At 71.9% G+C, this 18232-nt stretch carries 19 protein-coding genes and 1 rRNA gene; 10 read left to right on the top strand and 10 right to left on the bottom strand.

Going from position 1 to position 18232, the window contains the following annotated elements; genetic code table 11:
• Nucleotides 1-227: 227 nt before the first annotated feature.
• On the bottom strand, nucleotides 228-653 hold the full coding sequence (locus NP064_RS12845) for a VOC family protein (protein WP_227570476.1): 426 nt from the start codon (nucleotides 651-653) through the stop codon (nucleotides 228-230).
• Nucleotides 654-761: 108 nt separating this feature from the next.
• Between NP064_RS12845 and NP064_RS12840 the strand changes: the two genes are divergently transcribed.
• Nucleotides 762-1763, top strand: a complete 1002-nt coding sequence (locus NP064_RS12840) for a helix-turn-helix transcriptional regulator (protein ID WP_227570477.1) — start codon at nucleotides 762-764, stop codon at nucleotides 1761-1763.
• On the opposite strand, the gene NP064_RS12835 is transcribed toward NP064_RS12840, so the two are convergent.
• The 5 genes from NP064_RS12835 to NP064_RS12815 are packed head-to-tail and all read right to left on the bottom strand — an operon-like array spanning nucleotide 1729 to nucleotide 5787.
• Nucleotides 1729-2325 (bottom strand): YdeI/OmpD-associated family protein, encoded by a 597-nt coding sequence (locus NP064_RS12835; RefSeq protein ID WP_227570478.1) that lies wholly within the window; start codon nucleotides 2323-2325, stop codon nucleotides 1729-1731. The two genes, NP064_RS12840 and NP064_RS12835, sit on opposite strands and share 35 nt — an antisense overlap.
• A gap of 58 nt (nucleotides 2326-2383) precedes the next feature.
• The gene (dhaK, locus tag NP064_RS12830; RefSeq protein WP_227570479.1) at nucleotides 2384-3379 is read right to left on the bottom strand and encodes a dihydroxyacetone kinase subunit DhaK; all 996 of its coding nucleotides are present in this window, start codon (nucleotides 3377-3379) and stop codon (nucleotides 2384-2386) included.
• A 38-nt stretch (nucleotides 3380-3417) separates the two neighbouring features.
• Nucleotides 3418-4068 carry a dihydroxyacetone kinase subunit DhaL gene (dhaL, locus tag NP064_RS12825; protein WP_227570480.1) on the bottom strand — a complete coding sequence of 217 codons (651 nt, stop codon included), beginning with the start codon at nucleotides 4066-4068 and terminating at the stop codon, nucleotides 3418-3420.
• Between the two features lie 4 nt (nucleotides 4069-4072).
• A complete protein-coding gene (locus NP064_RS12820; protein WP_227570481.1) occupies nucleotides 4073-4906 on the bottom strand; it encodes an HAD-IA family hydrolase in 834 nt (277 codons plus the stop codon).
• On the bottom strand, nucleotides 4903-5787 hold the full coding sequence (locus NP064_RS12815) for a class II fructose-bisphosphate aldolase (protein ID WP_227570482.1): 885 nt from the start codon (nucleotides 5785-5787) through the stop codon (nucleotides 4903-4905). Before NP064_RS12815 ends, NP064_RS12820 begins: the two co-directional genes overlap by 4 nt.
• A 324-nt stretch (nucleotides 5788-6111) precedes the next feature.
• Between NP064_RS12815 and NP064_RS12810 the strand changes: the two genes are divergently transcribed.
• The 4 genes from NP064_RS12810 to NP064_RS12795 all read left to right on the top strand — a co-directional run bounded on the left by NP064_RS12810 (nucleotide 6112) and on the right by NP064_RS12795 (nucleotide 9735).
• Nucleotides 6112-7494: an MDR family MFS transporter gene (locus NP064_RS12810; protein ID WP_227570495.1), complete on the top strand. Its 1383-nt coding sequence runs from the start codon at nucleotides 6112-6114 to the stop codon at nucleotides 7492-7494.
• A gap of 106 nt (nucleotides 7495-7600) precedes the next feature.
• Nucleotides 7601-8428, top strand: coding sequence for a bifunctional hydroxymethylpyrimidine kinase/phosphomethylpyrimidine kinase (thiD, locus tag NP064_RS12805; protein WP_255624102.1), 828 nt, complete (start codon nucleotides 7601-7603; stop codon nucleotides 8426-8428).
• 155 nt (nucleotides 8429-8583) lie between these two features.
• Complete coding sequence (locus NP064_RS12800; RefSeq protein ID WP_227570483.1) at nucleotides 8584-8985, top strand: DUF2255 family protein; 402 nt, start codon at nucleotides 8584-8586, stop codon at nucleotides 8983-8985.
• Nucleotides 8986-9219: 234 nt separating this feature from the next.
• On the top strand, nucleotides 9220-9735 hold the full coding sequence (locus NP064_RS12795) for a CarD family transcriptional regulator (RefSeq protein WP_227570484.1): 516 nt from the start codon (nucleotides 9220-9222) through the stop codon (nucleotides 9733-9735).
• Between the two features lie 28 nt (nucleotides 9736-9763).
• Here the strand turns inward: NP064_RS12795 and NP064_RS12790 are convergent, their stop codons facing one another.
• The gene (locus NP064_RS12790) at nucleotides 9764-11305 is read right to left on the bottom strand and encodes an ATP-dependent DNA ligase (RefSeq protein WP_227570485.1); all 1542 of its coding nucleotides are present in this window, start codon (nucleotides 11303-11305) and stop codon (nucleotides 9764-9766) included.
• Between the two features lie 33 nt (nucleotides 11306-11338).
• The gene (locus NP064_RS12785; RefSeq protein ID WP_227570486.1) at nucleotides 11339-11725 is read right to left on the bottom strand and encodes a nuclear transport factor 2 family protein; all 387 of its coding nucleotides are present in this window, start codon (nucleotides 11723-11725) and stop codon (nucleotides 11339-11341) included.
• A gap of 94 nt (nucleotides 11726-11819) precedes the next feature.
• On the opposite strand from NP064_RS12785, the gene NP064_RS12780 reads away from it, so the two are divergent.
• Genes NP064_RS12780 through NP064_RS12770 form a run of 3 tightly spaced genes read left to right on the top strand, consistent with a single transcriptional unit; the run spans nucleotide 11820 to nucleotide 13470 of the window.
• On the top strand, nucleotides 11820-12617 hold the full coding sequence (locus NP064_RS12780) for a Mut7-C ubiquitin/RNAse domain-containing protein (protein WP_227570487.1): 798 nt from the start codon (nucleotides 11820-11822) through the stop codon (nucleotides 12615-12617).
• On the top strand, nucleotides 12601-12810 hold the full coding sequence (locus NP064_RS12775) for a hypothetical protein (protein ID WP_227570488.1): 210 nt from the start codon (nucleotides 12601-12603) through the stop codon (nucleotides 12808-12810). Before NP064_RS12780 ends, NP064_RS12775 begins: the two co-directional genes overlap by 17 nt.
• Before the next feature lie 51 nt (nucleotides 12811-12861).
• The gene (locus tag NP064_RS12770; RefSeq protein WP_227570489.1) at nucleotides 12862-13470 is read left to right on the top strand and encodes a DinB family protein; all 609 of its coding nucleotides are present in this window, start codon (nucleotides 12862-12864) and stop codon (nucleotides 13468-13470) included.
• On the opposite strand, the gene NP064_RS12765 is transcribed toward NP064_RS12770, so the two are convergent.
• Together NP064_RS12765 and NP064_RS12760 are read right to left on the bottom strand one after the other, a co-directional pair.
• On the bottom strand, nucleotides 13425-14171 hold the full coding sequence (locus tag NP064_RS12765) for a hypothetical protein (protein WP_227570490.1): 747 nt from the start codon (nucleotides 14169-14171) through the stop codon (nucleotides 13425-13427). The two genes, NP064_RS12770 and NP064_RS12765, sit on opposite strands and share 46 nt — an antisense overlap.
• 121 nt (nucleotides 14172-14292) lie before the next feature.
• Nucleotides 14293-14916: an NUDIX hydrolase gene (locus NP064_RS12760; RefSeq protein ID WP_227570491.1), complete on the bottom strand. Its 624-nt coding sequence runs from the start codon at nucleotides 14914-14916 to the stop codon at nucleotides 14293-14295.
• A 213-nt stretch (nucleotides 14917-15129) separates the two neighbouring features.
• On the opposite strand from NP064_RS12760, the gene NP064_RS12755 reads away from it, so the two are divergent.
• Together NP064_RS12755 and NP064_RS12750 are read left to right on the top strand one after the other, a co-directional pair.
• A complete protein-coding gene (locus tag NP064_RS12755) occupies nucleotides 15130-15921 on the top strand; it encodes a tryptophan-rich sensory protein (RefSeq protein WP_227570492.1) in 792 nt (263 codons plus the stop codon).
• 776 nt (nucleotides 15922-16697) lie between these two features.
• A 16S ribosomal RNA gene (locus NP064_RS12750) occupies nucleotides 16698-18221 on the top strand.
• Nucleotides 18222-18232: the final 11 nt, after the last annotated feature.

Raw genomic sequence — 18232 nt, 5'->3', positions numbered from 1 at the left:
AAACCGTCCAATGAGGAATCTCCTCAACCACCCGAGGTTTCCCAGAGGGACCCGAAGTCTCAGGTAGCCCGGGGCAGGCCTCCGATCTTGTCCAGAGGTCGCAGGTTCAAATCCTGCCCCCGCTACTTGTGAAGTGGCAGTACAGAGGCCCTCGTGATCTTCGGATCACGAGGGCCTCTGGCGTTGCTCCGGCTTCTCGGGCGAAGAGGCTCCGGGGCGTCGAACGGCTAGCTGGCGTCCCAGCGGGCCTCGACGTCGAGGACCCAGGTGACGCCGAAGCGGTCGGTGAGCATCCCGTACAGGGGCGCCCAGGCGGCCGGGGCGAGCGGGACGGCGATGGCGGACCCGTCGGCGAGGTTCTTCCAGTACCCGGTGACCTCCTCGGCGTCGGCCCCGCGGACGGAGACGAAGAACGGGTTGGCGCCCGGCTCCCACGGGGTGTGCGCGGGCACGTCGTAGGCCATGACGCGGAAGCCGGCCTCGGAGGACACCTGCCCCCACATGATCTGGTCGGCCTCGTCAGCGACCGTGACGGCGCCCGCGTCGGCATAGGTGATGGCGGCCAGGTCGCCGCCGAAGACGGACTGGTAGAACTCGAGGGCGGCGCGCGCCTGGCCGCGGAAGTTCAGGTGGGGCGTGGTGCTCACGGTCATGGGGTGCTCCTCGGGAGTGTCGGATGGCCCCGCTGCCCGGGGCGTGTCCTGGACACTTCCAGGAGTAGCGGTCAGATCCCGGCCTCTACCTCCACTAGTTTGGCGACCATGACGACGCCGACCTCACGTCTGCTGCGGCTGCTCTCGCTGCTGCAGACGCGACGTGACTGGCCTGGGCAGGTGCTGGCCGAGCGGCTCGAGGTCAGCCCGCGCACCGTCCGACGGGACGTCGAGCACCTGCGGGAGATGGGCTACCGGGTCACGGCCGTCAAGGGGCCCGACGGCGGCTACCGCCTCGACGCCGGCTCGGAGCTGCCGCCCATGCTGTTCGACGACGAGCAGGCGGTCGCCCTGGCCGTGGCGCTCCAGGCGGCCTCGGTCAGCGGCATCGGGGTCGACGAGGCGGCGGCGCGCGCGTTGGCCACCGTGCGACAGGTCATGCCTGCCAGGCTGCGCCACCGCATCGACTCGCTCGACGTGACCCCCGTGCCCACGCCCGGGAGCGCGGCGGTCCCGACCGTGGCCCCGGACGTCCTGGTCACGGTCAGCGCGGCCGCCCGCCGGCACGAGGTCCTCGCGTTCGACTACGCCTCCGACGCCCCTGATCGGCCCGCCCGGCGGGTCGAGCCGCACCATGTGGTGACCTCGTCCGGGCGGTGGTACCTGCTGGCGTGGGACGTCGACGCGGACGGGTGGCGGACCTTCCGCCTGGACCGGATCTCGCCGCGGACGCCCACCGGCCGGCGGTTCGCCCCCCGCGAGGTCCCGGGCGGGGACGTCGCCGAGTACGTGGCGGCGCGGTTCAAGGGCGCCGACCGGTCCAACGCCTGGCCCTGCGTCGGCGCCGTGACGCTGGCCGTGGCCGCGGGCGAGGTGGCGCCGTTCGCGGGCGACGGCGTCGTGGCCGACCTCGGGGACGGGCGCTGCCGGCTCTCGGCGGGCTCCTGGTCCTGGGTGGCGCTCGCCGCCTCGCTGGGCAGATTCGACGCCGAGATCACGGACGTCGAGCCGGCGGAGCTCGCGGCCGGGTTCGGGGTCCTCGCCGAGCGCTGCTCCCGCGCCGCCGAGGACGGGCTCACCGGGGAGCGTCGGCAGCGTCGTCGCGGTTGAGCGCCTCGACGAGCCGCTCCAGGCGCCTGGCCCGGACCGTCTCGGTCGACGCCGTCATCAGCTGGTGCAGCAGCGCGTACCGGTCCTGGCCCGTCATCGCGTCGAACCTCGCCTGCGCGCCCGGGGCGGCGAGCAGCGCCGCCCGCAGATCCTCGGGGACTGCGGCCGTCGCCGCCCCGGCGTAGGCGCGGTCCCACCGGCCGTCACCCTGGGCGCGGTCGACCTCCCGCAGCCCTCGCGCGCGCATCCGGCCCTCGTCGAGCAGGCGGGCCACGTGCTCGACGTTCCGCGCGGACCAGATCGAGCGGGCGCGGCGCGGGGTGAAGCGCTGGAAGAACGTCGCGGCGTCGTGCCCGCGGCGCTGCCCGTCGATCCAGCCGCTGCACAGCGCCTCGTCGAGGGCCTCGGCGTAGGCCAGTGACGTCGGGGAGGACGTGCCCTTCTTCGCGAGCAGCAGCCACACCCCGTCCGCGTCGTCCTCGTGCGCGTCCAACCACGCCCGCCACGCCGCCCGATCGGCGACGACGAGCTCGAGGGGTGCTCTGCGAGTAGCGGCGGGCATGCCGCCGATGATGCCGTGCCCCTCCGACAGGCGCGGTCCGTCTCGTGAGCGCCCCGCCCTAGAACACCCGGTAGGCGACCTCCGCCGGGGCTTCGAGGAGTCGCTCGATCTCGTCGTCGAGCCTGACCAGCGTCAGCGAGGCGCCGGCCATCTCGAGCGAGGTGCAGTACTCGCCCACGTAGCTGCGGCCGACGGTGATGCCGCGCTCGGCGAGCTTGCGGTGGGCGATCCCGTACAGCACGTACAGCTCCGAGATCGGGGTCCCGCCCAGACCGTTGATCATCAGCGCGACCCGGTCGCCGGACTCGTACGGCAGATCGGGCACGACGGCTCCGAGCAGCTCGTCGACGATCTCGTCGGCGGAGACCAGCTTCGCGCGGCGGCGGCCCGGCTCGCCGTGGATGCCGACACCGACCTCGATCTCGTCGTCGGCGAGCTCGAACAGCGGGGAGCCCTTGGCCGGGGGAGTGCAGGGGGTCAGCGCGATGCCCATCGAGCGGGTCGCGGCGTTGACCTTCTCGCCGATGCGGATCGCCTCGTCGAGCCCCGCGCCTTCCTCGGACGCGGCTCCGACGGCCTTCATCACGAAGAAGTTCCCGGCGACGCCGCGCCGACCCACGGTGTACGTCGAGTCCTGGACGGCGACGTCGTCGTCGATGAACAGCGTGCGGACCTTCATGCCGTCGGCCTCGGCGAGCTCCTGGGCCATCTCGAAGGCCATCCGGTCGCCGGTGTAGTTGTTGACCAGCAGCAGAACGCCTGCGTCGGAGGCGAGCCGCTTGGCCGACTCGTAGACGTAGTCCATGGGCGGCGCCGCGAACACGTCGCCGGGACAGGCGCCGTCGAGCATCCCGCGCCCGACCATCATCACGTGGGCGGGCTCATGCCCCGAGCCGGAGCCCTGGATGATCGAGACCTTGTCGTCGCGGGGCGCGTCGGCCCGCATGATGAGGTTGTGCCTCGGCTCGTAGCGCAGCGTGTCGGGATTGGCGAGGGCGATGCCCTGGAGCATCTCGGGGACGAACTGCTGCGCGTCGTTCATGAACTTCTTCACGGCTGCCTCCAAGGCGTGGGGTCGGGCGGCGTGCTCGGTCAGTGCGGCCAGGGGATCGGGTCGGGCCACTGCGCGGCGACCTGCTCCGCGATGACGGCGACGGCCACGGCGCCCGCGTCGGGGGAGCCGATGCTGCGCTCGCCGGTGTAGGCGGCGCGGCCACGCCTGGCCTGCAGCGCAGTGGTCGCGTCAGCGCTCGCGCGCGCAGCGAGGGCCGCGGCATCGACCACCTCCTGAGAGGTCGCCCCCTCGGTGAGGCTGGCGGCGATGGCCTCGCGCAGCGGCACGAGCGCGTCGAGCAGGGTCTTGTCCCCCAGTGCGGCGCCGCCGCGCGCCTGGATGCCGGCGACGGCGCCGTCGAGCATCGCCAGCACCGCCGCGCCGTCGAGCGCCTCCTGCGAGCGGATCGCGCTCGCCGCCCGCAGGAAAGCAGTGCCCCACAGCGGCCCAGACGTCCCGCCGATCCGGCCGGTGATGATCATCGCGACCTTCTGCAGGAACGTGCCGGCGTCGGTGCGGTCCAGGTCGTCCCAGTCGGCGAGGACGATCTCGAAGCCCCGCGCGAGCGAGTACCCGAAATCGCCGTCGCCCACCACCGAGTCGAGCTCGCCGAAGTACACCTCGTTGTCGACCGCCGTCCGCGCGATGATCTGGACGACGTGCTCGATGCCTGCCAGGTCGACGGGCATGGCCTCACTCCTTCGTGGGCGTCGCGGTCGTGCTCGTGGGCCGCCCCTGTCCAGGGCTGGTGCGGGCGAGGTCGATGAGCCGGGCGAGGTCGGCGAGCGTGACCTCGTCCCTGATCCGCAGGTCGAACGGGTTGGCGAGCACCTCGGTGGGCGACGTCGGCGGGTCCCCGAGGCTGCTGACCACCAAGGCCGCCCCCGCGAAGTCCTCGTCGCGGGTGTACGTGCTGACCGTGACGACGGTCGTCAGGCCCGCGGCCAGCGCAGCGCGCAGCCCTAGGGCGCTGTCCTCGACGACGAGGCAGTCGGCGGGGTCGACGCCCATGCCCTCGAGGGCCAGCAGGTAGATGTCGGGCGCCGGCTTCTTGTGCGCCACGACGTCGCCCGCGAAGACCGCGAACTCGCCGGCGAGGTCGTCGCCGACGGCGTGGTCGAGCACCGCGCGCACGGAGCGCTCGGCGGACGTCGAGGCGACCGCGAGCCGCCAGCCCGCGGCGTGCGCCTCGGCGACGACGCGGGCGACCCCCGGCCGCCCCGGCAGCGCCCCCGACTCGACCAGGGCCACGTAGGCGGCGGTCTTGCGGCGGTGCCAGTCCGCCACCAGCTCGCGCCGCGCCTCCGGGTCGGAGGGCAGTCCCGCCTGGGCGATGAGCTCCGGCGTCAGCGCGGCGGACATGCGCTCCTTGCCGCCCCCGATGAGCACCAGCCTCGCGTAGTCGGCCTCCGACCAGCGGAGCGGGAGGCCGACCTCCGCGAAGGTGGCGTTGAACGCGGGCAGGTGGCCGTCGCGCTCGGTGTCCGCGAGCACCCCGTCGCAGTCCAGCAGCAGGGCGGGGCTCATCGGACGGCCAACGTGGCCATCGCGCCCTCGGCCTGGCCCGCGGAGCCGAAGGCGTCGAGGCGACCCGCCACCTCGGCCTGCACCGCCTGGTGGATGTCGCGGAACATCGTGGGCGGGTCCCACCGGCCGGTCTCCTCGGCCACAGCGGTCGCGGCCTGCGCCGCGCGCATGTACGCCATCTTCAAGCCGGTGGAGATGTTGATCTTCGACACCCCGGCGTCGATGAAGGCGCGGAAGTCGCCGTCCGTGAGCCCTGTGCCGCCGTGCAGCACGATCGGCAGGTCCGTCAGCGCGGCGAGCTGGCGCGCCCGATCAGGCAGCAGCACAGGGGCGCTCGAGTACAGGCCGTGGGCGGTGCCGAGCTGCGGCGCGAGCAGGTCGACGCCCGTGCGCGCGGCCACCTCGGCCAGCGTCCGGACCGAGTAGGCGTGCGCCGACTCGTCCGAGCCGATGTCGTCCTCGACCCCCACGATGTTCTCGATCTCCGACTCCACGTCGCAGCCCGCCCGGTGCGCCTCGAGCACCACCTCGGTGGTCTCGAGCTCGGCCTGGTCGAGGTCGCGGTCAGAGGCGTCGAACAGCACCGAGGACCATCCAGCCGCCACCACCGCCGAGATGACGCCGCGGTCCGGGCAGTGGTCCAGGTGCAGCGCCACCGGGACCCGCACGTCGCCCGCCGCCAGCCGGAACATGGTGGTGAGGAGCTTGACGCCGATCGACCGGACCGTCTTCACCGAGACCTGCACGATGAGGGGCGACGACCGGGCGACGGCCGCGTCGATCGCGGCGCGCAGGCTCAGGTCGTCCAGGATGTTCACGGCTGCGACCGCGTAGCCGTGGGCGCGGCCGTGCTCGCAGAGCTGTGCTGTCGAGGCGATCATGGGCTGCTCCTCGTCGAGTCCACCCGGCGCATCAGTTCTGTCGAATATGTCAGGGATGTCCGTCTCGGTCCAGCGGTGAGCCGGCGTCGGCGCGCTCGACCAGAGCGGCAGCCGCACGCGGCGTCCTATGGTGCAACGACCGACCCAGAACGGCTGGGCCTGGGGGAGGCCTGCGGCAGACGGCCGTCGGGCTCGCGTCGCGATGAGCCGATCCGACGCGCCGACCCCAGGACATCGAGAGAGGCCAGACCCCTGAGCACCGCTTCCCCCGCCACGGCCGCGATCGGCTTCCGCTCCGAGCGCGGCCCCGTGCTCATCGCGATCATGGTCACCACCGGGCTCGTGGCGATCGACTCCACGATCCTCGCCACGGCCGTCCCGACGATCGTCGCCGACCTCGGCGGGTTCTCCAGCTTCCCGTGGCTGTTCTCGGTCTACCTGCTCACCCAGGCCGTGAGCGTGCCGATCTACTCCAAGCTCGCGGACACCGTGGGCCGCAAGCCGATCATCCTCATCGGCGTCGGGCTGTTCCTGCTGGGCTCCGTGCTGTGCGGGCTCGCGTGGTCGATGCCCGCGCTCATCGCGTTCCGAGCCGTCCAAGGGCTCGGGGCGGGCGCCGTCCAGCCCATGGCCATCACCATCGTGGGCGACATCTACACCCTGGCCGAGCGCGCCAAGGTGCAGGGGTACCTCGCGAGCGTCTGGGCGGTCTCGGCCGTCGTGGGGCCGACGCTGGGCGGGGTGTTCTCCGAGTTCCTCACCTGGAACTGGATCTTCTTCGTCAACGTCCCGTTGAGCGTCGCCGCCGGCTGGCTGCTGCTGCGGCGGTTCCACGAGACCGTGCCGAGCCGCACGCACCGGATCGACTGGGCGGGCGGCGTGCTGCTCACCGCCTCGACCACCCTGATCATCCTGGCGCTGCTCGAGGGCGGCCACGCCTGGGCGTGGGACTCGCCGCAGGGCGTCGGCACGCTCGGGGCGGGGCTCGTCTTGCTCGTCGTGTTCGTGCTGGTCGAGCGGCGCGCCGCAGAGCCGGTGCTGGCCCCCTGGGTTTTCTCGCGCCGGCTCTTGGCGACGACTGCTCTGATCGCCGTGGGCGTCGGCGTGGTGCTGATGGGCGTGACCACCTACGTGCCCACATTCCTGGAGGCGCTGGTCGGCTCGTCGCCGCTGGCCTCCGGCCTCGCGCTCGCGACCCTGACCATCGGCTGGCCGATCTCTGCCTCCCAAGCCGGGCGGCTGTACCTGCGTTGGGGGTTCCGCTCCACGGTGATGATCGGCAGCGCGATCACCGTGCTGGGCGCCGGCGCGCTCGCGGCCACGTCGACGAGCCCGTCCGTCCTGGCTGTGGCCCTCTCGTGCTTCGTGCTGGGGCTGGGCCTGGGGCTCGTCGCCGCGCCCAGCCTGATCGCGGCGCAGTCGAGCGTGGGCTGGGGGGAGCGGGGCGTCGTCACGGGGGCGAACATGTTCGCCCGGTCGATGGGCAGCGCCGTGGGCGTCGCGGCACTCGGGGCGCTGGTCAACGCGCGGATGCGGGGCGTGGAGGCGACGGCCGACCCGCAGGCGTTCGGCGGCGCGGCGACGGCCGTGTTCGTCGCGGTGGCGGTGGCGGCGCTGGCGATCGCCGTGGTCGCGCTCGCCATGCCTCGGGTGGGGCGCCCGGCGCAGGGGCGCCCCGACGCGCGGGTGGAGCCCGCCGGGTCATGACGCGACGGTGACCGCGATGACGGCCACGGCCAGCGACGCGTCCAGCCTCGCCACGACCGCGGCAGAAGGCGGCGCCGAGCACCCCCCGGCGTGGGAGGCTCTTCCTATGCACGACAACGACAAGAGCCCCACCGTGGCCGACCTCGCGTACGTGATCGCCGGATCGGAGGCGACGGGCGGCGCCGGTTTGCAGGTGGACCTCAAGACCTTCCAGGAACTGGGGGTCTACGGCCTCGGGACGGTGACCTGCATCGTCTCGTTCGACCCGGCGAACGGCTGGGGGCACCGCTTCTTCCCGGTGCCCGCCGAGGTCATCGCCGCGCAGATGGAGGCCGCGACCGCCGCCTACGAGCTGGACGTCGTCAAGATCGGCATGCTGGGCACGCCGGCGACCATCGAGGTCGTCGCCGAGGGCCTGCGCCGTCAGCCGTGGCGGCACGTCGTCCTCGACCCGGTGCTGATCTGCAAGGGCCAGGAGCCCGGGGCGGCGCTCGACACCGACAACGCGTTGCGCGAGCAGGTGCTGCCCCTCGCCACCGTCGTCACCCCGAACCTGTTCGAGGCCCGCACGCTCTCCGGGATGGACGTCATCGAAACGGTCGACCAGCTCATCGAGGCGGCCCACCGCATCCAGGACCTCGGCCCGCGGTACGTCGTCGCGAAGGGCGGGGTGGACCTTCCCGGCGCTGACGCGGTCGACGTGCTCGTCGACGGCGACGAGGTCACCGTCCTGTCGACGCCCAAGATCGGCCAGGAGCGCGTCTCGGGCGCAGGCTGCACGCTCGCGGCCGCCATCACGGCCGAGCTCGCGAAGGGCGCCGACGTGGGAGACGCCGTGGCCCACGCGAAGAGCTTCGTGACCGCGGGCATCGAGGGGCGCATGTCCGGTCGCGCGCCATTCGAGAGCGTGTGGCAGGGCGCCGCGCGCGTCTGAGCACCGCACGGGGGTGAGAGGGGCGCGCCGCGCTCGAGGTGGGCGGCGCGCCCCTCTCCCTGCCGGATCGCTCGGAGAGCCGCATAGTGGGAGATGCGCGGTGCGGCACGGTCGAGGCGCGGCGCCGGACGCGACGAGACGATCCGGAGGGCGCGATGGCGAGCTGGACGCAGGACGAGCTGACCAGGGTCGGCGACGCGGAGGAGCTGCGTCTGGCGTCACGGCGCCCGGACGGAAGCCTGCGCCCCGAGGTCATCATGTGGGTCGTGCGGGCGGGGGACGGGCTCTACGTCCGCTCGGCATACGGGCCCGACAACCCCTGGTACCGCAGGGCCCGGGCCAGCGGCACGGGACGCGTCCGCGCCGGCGGCGTCGAGCGGGACGTCCGCTTCGAGGACGCCGAGCCGTCGGGCGCCCCCGCGATCGACCGGGCGTACCACGCGAAGTACGACCGTCACGGGCCGGCCATCGTCGGCACGGTCACCGGGCCTGACAAGGCGTCGCTGACCATCCGGCTCGTCCCCGCCGACGCTGAGGCAGGCAGCCCGCGCCTGTGACGGGGCTCACGGGGTTCACGCGCAGCAAGCGGGTGGGACAATAGAAGTGCCGGCTCGCAGAGCGATGGGCGCGCTCATCCGCATGGACGCATCGACCTCTGCGCTCCCCACGCCCCACCAGGCCCGCCCCCACGCGGCCGCCGTCGGGCGGAGGGAGCGGTCACGCGCTCAGGGCTCACGCCTGAGGCGCGATCGGGCTCGGCGACGATCGCACAGCGAAGGAAACAGCACAGGATGCAGCTCTTTGAGGGTCAGACCGTCATCCACCCTCACCACGGACCTGCCACCATCACGCAGATGGTGGACCGGATCATCAAGGGCACGAGCCGGCGGTACGTCCAGCTCCAGGTGCACAGCACGAACCTCTCGGTCGCGGTGCCCCTCGACTCCGCCGAGGAGGTCGGGCTGCGTCCCGTCTACGCCGAGTCCCAGGCCCACGAGCTGCTGCGCATCCTCCAGGAGCCCTCGGGCGAGCAGGAGTCGAACTGGTCGCGCCGGTTCAAGGCCAACCAGGAGAAGCTGCGGGTGGGCGAGCTGTCCATGACCGCCGAGGTGGTGCGCGACCTCACCCGGCGCCAGGAGGAGCGAGGGCTCTCCGCTGGGGAGAAGGAGATGCTCAACAACGCCCGCCAGCCCGTCCTCGCCGAGCTCGCGCTGTCCCTGTCGCTGAGCGACGACGTGGTCGACAAGATCGTCGAGGCGGCCGTCCTCGGCACGGAGTCGGAGGATCTGGCCGCGACGCTCGCCTGACCCGTCGCCTCGACCGATCCCCACCCGCTCAACGCGAAGCCGTCGGGGCCAACGCCTGGAGCATCTCCACGGTGTCGGCCTCGGCGGCTGTCTTGTCGTCCCGGTAGCGCAGCACCCGCGCGAATCGGAGGGCGAGCCCTCCCGGGTAGCGGGTCGAGCGCTGGACCCCGTCGAAGGCGATCTCGACGACCTGCTCGGGGCGCAGCGTCACGGTCCAGCCGTCGTCGGCGACCTCGAGCTCGCGGAACCGCCGGGTCTGCCAGGCGAGCATCTCGTCGGTCATGCCCTTGAACGTCTTGCCCAGCATGACGAACCCGCCGGCCGGGTCCCGGGCGCCGAGGTGGATGTTCGACAGCAGGCCCTCGCGCCGCCCTGAGCCGCGCTCGACCGCGAGCACCACCAGGTCCAGGGTGTGCCGGGGTTTGACCTTGACCCACGCGCCGCCGCGTCGGCCCGCCTCGTAGGGCGCCTCGGCGTCCTTGATGAGCACGCCCTCCTGCCCGGCCGCGACCCATCCCGCGAAGGCGGCCTGGGCGGCATCCGCATCGTGGGTGACGACCCGCTCGACGACGTGCGGCCCCGCCACGGCGTCGAGCGCGGCCAGCCGTGCGCGCAGCGGCGCGTCCATGAGGTCGTGCCCATCGACGTGCAGCAGGTCGAAGAAGAACGGGGCGAGGGTCGTCGCAGCCGCCAGCTCGACGTCGCGCGTGGCGCTGCGCGCAGAGGTCTCCTGGAACGGCCGGGGCAGGCCTGCCGCGTCGAGGGCGAGCGCCTCGCCGTCCAGCACCGCGGTGCGGACGGGCAGGCTGCGCACCACCGCGACCAGCTCGGGCACGCGCGCGGTGACGTCGTCGAGGCTCCGGGTGTAGACGCGCACGTCGTCACCGTCGCGGTGCGCCTGCACGCGGATGCCGTCGAGCTTCGCGTCGACGACCACCTCTCGTCCGGCGAACCCCGCCATGGCGGTGGCCACGTCGGGGGCCGAGGCCGCCAGCATCGGGCGCACGGGCCGCCCCACCGTGAGGCCGAACGCCTCGAGGGCCGCCTGCGCCTCGTCGGGGGAGCGGGCCCCGAGCGCGGCCGATGCCACCGGCTCCGTGGCGCCGGCGAGCATCGCGGCGCGGCGGACCACTGCCAGCGGCACACCCGCCGCCTCCGCCACCGCGTCCAGCAGAAGGGCGTCGAGCGCGCCCTGGCGCAGATCGCCCGCCACGAGCCCGCGCAACAGGCGCTGCTCGACCTCGGTGGCGGCGCCGAACAGGTCGGCGGCCAGCGCCATCCGCGCGGTGGACGACCCGGGCCCCGCGAGCATGGACATCTGCTCGAACATGGCGTCGACCGCCAGGACGTCGAGGGACGGGACCGCGGCCGGCTCAGGCATCGTGGCGAGCGAGCGCCAGCCCAGGCCGGTCCGTCGTTGCCGGAGCTCGCCCCCGAGGTACCGGGCGACCACCGGCGCCTCGGCCGGATGCGCGCGGCGCAGCATGTCCACGAGCAGTGCGCGCTTGGCGAGGCGGGACCGTGTGGCCGCCAGGCTGGCGGAGGTGGTGGCGACGTCGACGAGGAGCACCCTGCCATCCTGGCCTCGTGGCTGACGCGGCGCTCAGTCCGAGGCGGCGCCGCCGTAGTCCAGGCCGGGCCAGTGCGCCCACTCCTCGAAGTGCTCGGCCCGCCCATCGGGCGCGAACCGCACCACCCACAGGTCGCGGAATTCACGGGGCTGGTCGCCGACGTCGCCGAGGTACTGCACCTCGACGCGGAGCACCGCCGTGGGCGGCGCGACGGCGACAGGCTCCGCGCGCATGGTGAACGGGGCGGGATCCGGCCAGAACTCGGCGATGGCGGCGTGCCCGCGCAGGCCCTCGTCGTCGTACGCGCCGCGCCGGTAGACCGCCTGCTCGGTGAACAGGTCCTCGACGGCGGCGACGTCCTGACCGCGCCATGCGTCCTCGTACCGAGTAGCCCAGGACATGACGTCAGCGATGTCCATGTCGTCCCCCATCTGCCACCTCGAGCCTGACATGACGGTCGGCCGCAGGCATGCGGGGCGGGCGCCGGCCCGGCGGAGCGAGCACCCTGGGAGGGTGCGAGTTGTCCGGCTGCGCATCGACCCGGCGCTGCGGTTCCTGCTGACGCCGCGCCACCGGGGTGAGGGCTTCACGGCGGGCGCCGCAGACACCGACACGTGGGGGCACGTGGTCGAGTCCGTGGGCGTCCCCCTCACGGAGGTCGGGGCGCTCACGGTGGACGGAGCCACGGTCGCGGCGTCCGCCCGGGCCGATGACGGCGTTCTCCGGGTCGAGCCCGTCAGGCGTCCCCAGGCGACAGGGTCGTCACCACCCCGCTTCCTGCTGGACGTGCACCTCGGGTCCTTGACCCGTCGGCTGCGGCTTCTCGGGCTCGACGCGGCCTACCGCCCGGAGGCCGACGACCCCGCGCTGGCCCGGATCGCCGCCGCCGAGGGCCGGGTGCTGCTCACCCAGGACCGCGGCCTGCTGCGTCGCCGGAGCCTGCCGCACGGCGCACTGGTGCGCGGCTCCTCCGCCGACGAGCAGCTCGACGACGTGCTCGACCGGTTCGCTCCGCCGCTCGCCCCGTGGACACGGTGCACGGCGTGCGGGGGAGTGCTCGCGCTGGTGGCGGCGCTGGACGTCGCCGCCGAGGTGCGGGAGGGGACGGCGCGGAGCTATCGCGACTTCGGGCGGTGCGTGGACTGCGGCCACGTGTACTGGCGCGGGGCCCATGCCGCGCGGATTGAGCCGGTCGTGGCCAGGGCGCGGGACGTGGTCGCGCGACGGCGGCTACCGGCGCGGGACGGGGAGGGGCCGGCCGCCCGCGGCTCACACGGACGGGACGGTGGCCCGGATGAGCGGGATGGGTAACCGTGCGGCCCGGATGGGGTCGAGCGTGCTGTCGGTGAAGCCCGCGGTGAAGTCCTCGAACCCGAACACCCTGAACAGCGCCTCGCGGCCGAACGTCGTGCTGTCGGCCATCCGCGCTGCGGCTGATGCGCAAGGACGCCGCCTGATCGAGGACTTCGCCGCCCAGGCCGGGGTGGACCTCACCCGGCAGTAGCCGTCGCTATGGCGCGAGGCGGATGTCACCGCCTCGCGTCATAGTGGCGCGATGGACCCCAAGGAGACCCTGCTCACGGTGCTGCAGGCGCGGCGCGCCGACCTGCTCGGCAAGCTCGACGGGCTCGGCGAGTACGACGCGCGCCGGCCCATGACCCCCACGGGCACCAACCTGCTCGGCCTCGTGAAGCATGTGGCGAGCGTGCAGATCGGGTACTTCGGAGAGGTGTTCGGGCGTCCCGCCGACCGGCTGCTGCCGTGGTTCGCGCAGGACGCGGCTCCGGAGGCGGACATGTGGGCCACGGCCGAGGAGACCCGGGCCGAGATCATCGACCTGCACCACTACTCGGCCGAGCACAGCGACGCGACCATCCGCGCACTGCCCATCGACACCGTGGGCGAGGTGCCATGGTGGGGCCCGGACCGCCGGAGGGTCACGCTGCACCAGATCCTGGTGCACATGGCTGTGGAGACTGCCCGTCACGCAGGCCACGCCGACATCATCCGCGAGCTCATCGACGGCGCCGCCGGGATGCGCGCGGGGGACCCGAACATCGCCGACCGAGGCGCTGACGGCTGGGCGGAGCACCGAGCGCGCATCGAGGCCGCAGCGCGTCAGGCGGGCCACCAGCGCGCGGGGGAGGCCTCAACCCCCTGCTGATCGCCCGTGGGCCCGGGCCCTCCCGGATCGCCGATCACGGGGGCGAGCACCACGAGCGCGGCCGCCGCCAGCACGTGCCACGCTCCGTGCCCTTGCCACACGCTCTCCGGCACGCACCAGGGACCGCCCGCACGGGTGAGGGCGCCGATCGCGGCGCCGATCCCGAGCACGCCCATGCTCGCCGTGATGCGTCGCCGCAGGCGCGGGGTCGCGCAGGCCCGGGCGAGTGTCAGCGCCACCGCTGCTGTCGCGATGCCGGCCTGCGCGGCGTCGGCGGCCTCGGGCGCCGCGGCCATGACGGGGACGAGCGCGATGCTCGGCGCGGCCCACCACCACCACGCGCGGCGCCTGCCGGCGAGGGCGGCTGCGGAGTCGGCGGCGACGAACGCGAGCGTGGCGACCAGCGGCAGGTCGTGGGCGACGTCAGACCAGGCCGGGTCGGGGCCGTGCTGGATCACCGAGCCCACCCCGATGCCCGCGACGAGCGCCGCGTAGGCGACCGTTCCCGGGTGCGCGCCCGGAGGGCTGTTCCCCGCCCGTGCGGCGCGCAGGCCGTCGATGATGACGAGTCCCCCCGCGACGACGAAGGCCAGGCTCGTCACGGCGGAGACGGGCTCGTGCAGGAACCCGGCGCCCTCCTCGCACGCGTGCCCGGTGCGCGTCGACGCGGCCTGCGCGAGTGCGGACGCGAGCATCGCCATCCGTCCACGGTAGGCGCGGGCCCGCCGGACGGCAGGGGGAGCATCGTCCCCTCGCCCGCCCGCTCACTCCACGTGCGCGTCCTGGCGGCGCCCGAGGTGGAGCGCCCGGCTGCTCAACCGGTCACATGGCGGCGTGACGGCGGGCCCGGCTCACCCGGTCGGCGAGCCCGGAGACCGAGTCCGCGGGCAGCGCGCTGACCGGCCACCAGGCCACAGCCTCGCTCTCGTCGCTCGCCGCGACGGCGGCGGCGCGCGGCACCACCGCCACGAACCCGACGTCGAGGTGCTCCGCGCACGTCCAGCCGCCCGAGAGCGCGTGGCGGTCGAGGTCGAAGGGGGCCTCGCCGAGGATCTGGACCGTCATCGCCCCGCTCTCCTCGCGCGCCTCCCGACGCGCGGCGTCGAGGAGCGAACGGTCCGACGCCTCGAGGTGCCCGCCGAGCTGCACCCAGAACTGGCCCTTCCGGTGGAAGCAGAGCAGCGTCTCGGCGAGGTCCTCCGACAGCACCACGCAGCTGGCGGTGAGGTGCGCCGGATGGCCGCCCTTGGTGAGGGCCGCCGTCCCGTGGGCGCGCACGTGGGCCAGGTAGTCCGCACGGAGGCGCTCCTGCCGCGCGTCGGGCGCCGTCCACCGGGCCAGCTCGGAGCGGACGCGGTCGAGCGCGCCCTCGGTGCGGGCGGCCGGGTCCGGCTCGTCCGTCGGGGCAGAGGTCTCGTGGCGGGCAGGCACGGCTTGTCGTGGCACCCGACGACCGTAGGGGACGGCGGAGCCACGCCACGCTTGGACGGGCGCTCCCCAGCCGCTCGACGGGCGGTTCCGCGTGATTGACGGAATGCTTGACCCGCGTCGCGCCGACAATGACGTCGCGTGACGCCCACACGACCGGGAGGGGCGGGCATGCGGGACTCGGCACGGGACTCGGCGCGGCGCGGCGGCACAGGGGAGAGCGCCCGCGGCATGGCTCCTCAGACGCCCGATCGGTCGCCCCGCGTCCGCCAGGCCATCGTCACCGTGGTCTACGTCGTCTGTGTCGTCGCCTCGTTCATCGGCTCAGGGGCGCTGGGCGGCACCCCGATCGCGGAGGCGGCTGACGGCTTGCTGTCCAGCGAGTCCACCCTGCTGGCTCCTGGCTCAGGCGCGTTCTCGATCTGGACCGTGATCTACATCGGCCTGGGCGCCTACACGGTGTGGCAGTGGACCGACGCCGTCGACCCCCGTCGCATCGCCTGGCTCGTGACCGCCTCGCTCGTGCTCAACGCCGCCTGGATCTTCGTCGTGCAGGCCGGCGTGGTGCTGCTGAGCGTGGTCGTGATCGTCGTGCTGCTCGCGGTCCTCGCCGAGACCTTCCGCCGGCTCGTGACCACGCGGCCCCGCGGCCGGGTGGAGGCAGTGGTCGCGGACGGGACGATGGGCCTGTACCTGGGGTGGGTGTGCGTCGCGACATGCGCCAACATCGCGGCGGCGTTGTACGGCGCAGGCGTCGACGGCGGGACCACGCCGCAGTGGTGGGCGGTCGCGGTGCTCGCCGTCGTGGCAGCGGTGGGCGTGGCCATCGCCGTCTACGGGCGTGGGCGGCTCGCGGTGGCCGCGGCGATCGTCTGGGGACTCGGGTGGATCGCCCAGGCGCGCCTCGAGGGGATCCCCGCGTCCACCGCCACCGCGCTCGCGGCCGTCGCGGCCGCTGTCGTCATCGCCTTCGCGACGGCCGCCGCCCGCCTCCGCGCGGGGCCGATGCCGGTCAGGAGCTGACGGACGACGATGCCCCCGGCATCCGCGAGAGGCTCCCCGCGTGGCTCCGGCCGGGCAGGGCGGCGCTGCCAGCGGCTTTGACCGGTGGGCGCCACTGGGTTAAGTTTGCGCAGTCGCTTCCGAGCGAGCAACGGACACCGCAGGTGAGAAACCCGGTGGCCGGTCCCACGGAGAGACATCCCCAGACAGCACGGATCAACGGTCATGCCGTTGATCCACCGGTGTGCGGGGAGGCGGTAGACGCCCGGCAGCCAGCGCACGCAGGTTTGACGGGCGGGAAGACCTCCGCTAAGTTAGCGAAGTTGCCTCCGAGCGAGCAACGGACACCGAGGGTTCACCACGGTGGCCGGTCCCCTGGAGAGCAGCGATCCCCGGCTCGATGAGAAGGCGGTTTAGACCGCCTCCGAAATGCGCCTAGGATAGGAAGTGCCTCACCGCGAGAGATTCTCCGAAAAAGAGAATTTGACGGGATGAGGAAATGCGGTAAGATTGAATAGCCGCCTCACGAGGGCCCGAGAGGGTCTGACGGGATGAGCGTCTGTTCCTTGAGAACTCAACAGTGTGCCAAGTAGTCGATGCCAAGATGGTTCATCGTCTGGTGGTTCCCCGCTTTTTGGTGGGGGGTTGCTGGTTGGTGAGTCTTGGTTGACATGGAGGCGTTGTCCACCCCGTGGGTGGCGTCTTCGAATCAGCCGAATTAACTGGCCCTGCTTTCGGGTGGGGCTGTTTCGTGTGTCGGTTTCCTTGCCGCTTCGGTGGTGGGGTGCCATGAGACATCTACGGAGAGTTTGATTCTGGCTCAGGACGAACGCTGGCGGCGTGCTTAACACATGCAAGTCGAACGGTGACGACAGGGCTTGCCCTGTCTGATCAGTGGCGAACGGGTGAGTAACACGTGAGTAACCTGCCCTTGACTCTGGAATAACCGCGGGAAACGGCGGCTAATACCGGATACGAGACGCACAGGCATCTGTAGCGTCTGGAAAGATTTATCGGTCAAGGATGGGCTCGCGGCCTATCAGCTTGTTGGTGGGGTGAAGGCCTACCAAGGCGACGACGGGTAGCCGGCCTGAGAGGGCGACCGGCCACACTGGGACTGAGATACGGCCCAGACTCCTACGGGAGGCAGCAGTGGGGAATATTGCACAATGGGCGCAAGCCTGATGCAGCGACGCCGCGTGAGGGATGACGGCCTTCGGGTTGTAAACCTCTTTCAGCAGGGAAGAAGCGAAAGTGACGGTACCTGCAGAAGAAGCGCCGGCTAACTACGTGCCAGCAGCCGCGGTAATACGTAGGGCGCAAGCGTTGTCCGGAATTATTGGGCGTAAAGAGCTCGTAGGCGGTTTGTCGCGTCTGCTGTGAAAACCTGAGGCTCAACCTCGGGCTTGCAGTGGGTACGGGCAGACTAGAGTGCGGTAGGGGTGACTGGAATTCCTGGTGTAGCGGTGGAATGCGCAGATATCAGGAGGAACACCGATGGCGAAGGCAGGTCACTGGGCCGCAACTGACGCTGAGGAGCGAAAGCATGGGGAGCGAACAGGATTAGATACCCTGGTAGTCCATGCCGTAAACGTTGGGCACTAGGTGTGGGGCTCATTCCACGAGTTCCGTGCCGCAGCAAACGCATTAAGTGCCCCGCCTGGGGAGTACGGCCGCAAGGCTAAAACTCAAAGAAATTGACGGGGGCCCGCACAAGCGGCGGAGCATGCGGATTAATTCGATGCAACGCGAAGAACCTTACCAAGGCTTGACATACACCGGAAAAGTGCAGAGATGTGCTCCCCGCAAGGTCGGTGTACAGGTGGTGCATGGTTGTCGTCAGCTCGTGTCGTGAGATGTTGGGTTAAGTCCCGCAACGAGCGCAACCCTCGTCCTATGTTGCCAGCGGGTCATGCCGGGGACTCATAGGAGACTGCCGGGGTCAACTCGGAGGAAGGTGGGGATGACGTCAAATCATCATGCCCCTTATGTCTTGGGCTTCACGCATGCTACAATGGCCGGTACAAAGGGCTGCGATACCGCGAGGTGGAGCGAATCCCAAAAAGCCGGTCTCAGTTCGGATTGGGGTCTGCAACTCGACCCCATGAAGTCGGAGTCGCTAGTAATCGCAGATCAGCAACGCTGCGGTGAATACGTTCCCGGGCCTTGTACACACCGCCCGTCAAGTCACGAAAGTCGGTAACACCCGAAGCCGGTGGCCCAACTCGCAAGAGGGGGAGCCGTCGAAGGTGGGACTGGCGATTGGGACTAAGTCGTAACAAGGTAGCCGTACCGGAAGGTGCGGCTGGATCACCTCCTTTCTAAGGAGCAT

Origin of the sequence: Cellulomonas chengniuliangii (assembly GCF_024508335.1) — a bacterium.
Lineage (GTDB): Bacteria > Actinomycetota > Actinomycetes > Actinomycetales > Cellulomonadaceae > Cellulomonas_A > Cellulomonas_A chengniuliangii.
Note: the sequence above shows the minus strand (reverse complement) of the source record. Positions and strands in the feature narration are given on the sequence as shown.

Coding starts and splice junctions, on each gene's coding strand:
- NP064_RS12845 (WP_227570476.1), bottom strand. CDS start 653: ATGACCGTGAGCACCACGCCCCACCTGAACTTCCGCGGCCAGGCGCGC.
- NP064_RS12840 (WP_227570477.1), top strand. CDS start 762: ATGACGACGCCGACCTCACGTCTGCTGCGGCTGCTCTCGCTGCTGCAG.
- NP064_RS12835 (WP_227570478.1), bottom strand. CDS start 2,325: ATGCCCGCCGCTACTCGCAGAGCACCCCTCGAGCTCGTCGTCGCCGAT.
- dhaL (WP_227570480.1), bottom strand. CDS start 4,068: ATGCCCGTCGACCTGGCAGGCATCGAGCACGTCGTCCAGATCATCGCG.
- NP064_RS12820 (WP_227570481.1), bottom strand. CDS start 4,906: ATGAGCCCCGCCCTGCTGCTGGACTGCGACGGGGTGCTCGCGGACACC.
- NP064_RS12815 (WP_227570482.1), bottom strand. CDS start 5,787: ATGATCGCCTCGACAGCACAGCTCTGCGAGCACGGCCGCGCCCACGGC.
- NP064_RS12810 (WP_227570495.1), top strand. CDS start 6,112: ATGGTCACCACCGGGCTCGTGGCGATCGACTCCACGATCCTCGCCACG.
- thiD (WP_255624102.1), top strand. CDS start 7,601: ATGCACGACAACGACAAGAGCCCCACCGTGGCCGACCTCGCGTACGTG.
- NP064_RS12800 (WP_227570483.1), top strand. CDS start 8,584: ATGGCGAGCTGGACGCAGGACGAGCTGACCAGGGTCGGCGACGCGGAG.
- NP064_RS12795 (WP_227570484.1), top strand. CDS start 9,220: ATGCAGCTCTTTGAGGGTCAGACCGTCATCCACCCTCACCACGGACCT.
- NP064_RS12785 (WP_227570486.1), bottom strand. CDS start 11,725: ATGGACATCGCTGACGTCATGTCCTGGGCTACTCGGTACGAGGACGCA.
- NP064_RS12775 (WP_227570488.1), top strand. CDS start 12,601: ATGAGCGGGATGGGTAACCGTGCGGCCCGGATGGGGTCGAGCGTGCTG.
- NP064_RS12770 (WP_227570489.1), top strand. CDS start 12,862: ATGGACCCCAAGGAGACCCTGCTCACGGTGCTGCAGGCGCGGCGCGCC.
- NP064_RS12765 (WP_227570490.1), bottom strand. CDS start 14,171: ATGGCGATGCTCGCGTCCGCACTCGCGCAGGCCGCGTCGACGCGCACC.
- NP064_RS12755 (WP_227570492.1), top strand. CDS start 15,130: ATGGCTCCTCAGACGCCCGATCGGTCGCCCCGCGTCCGCCAGGCCATC.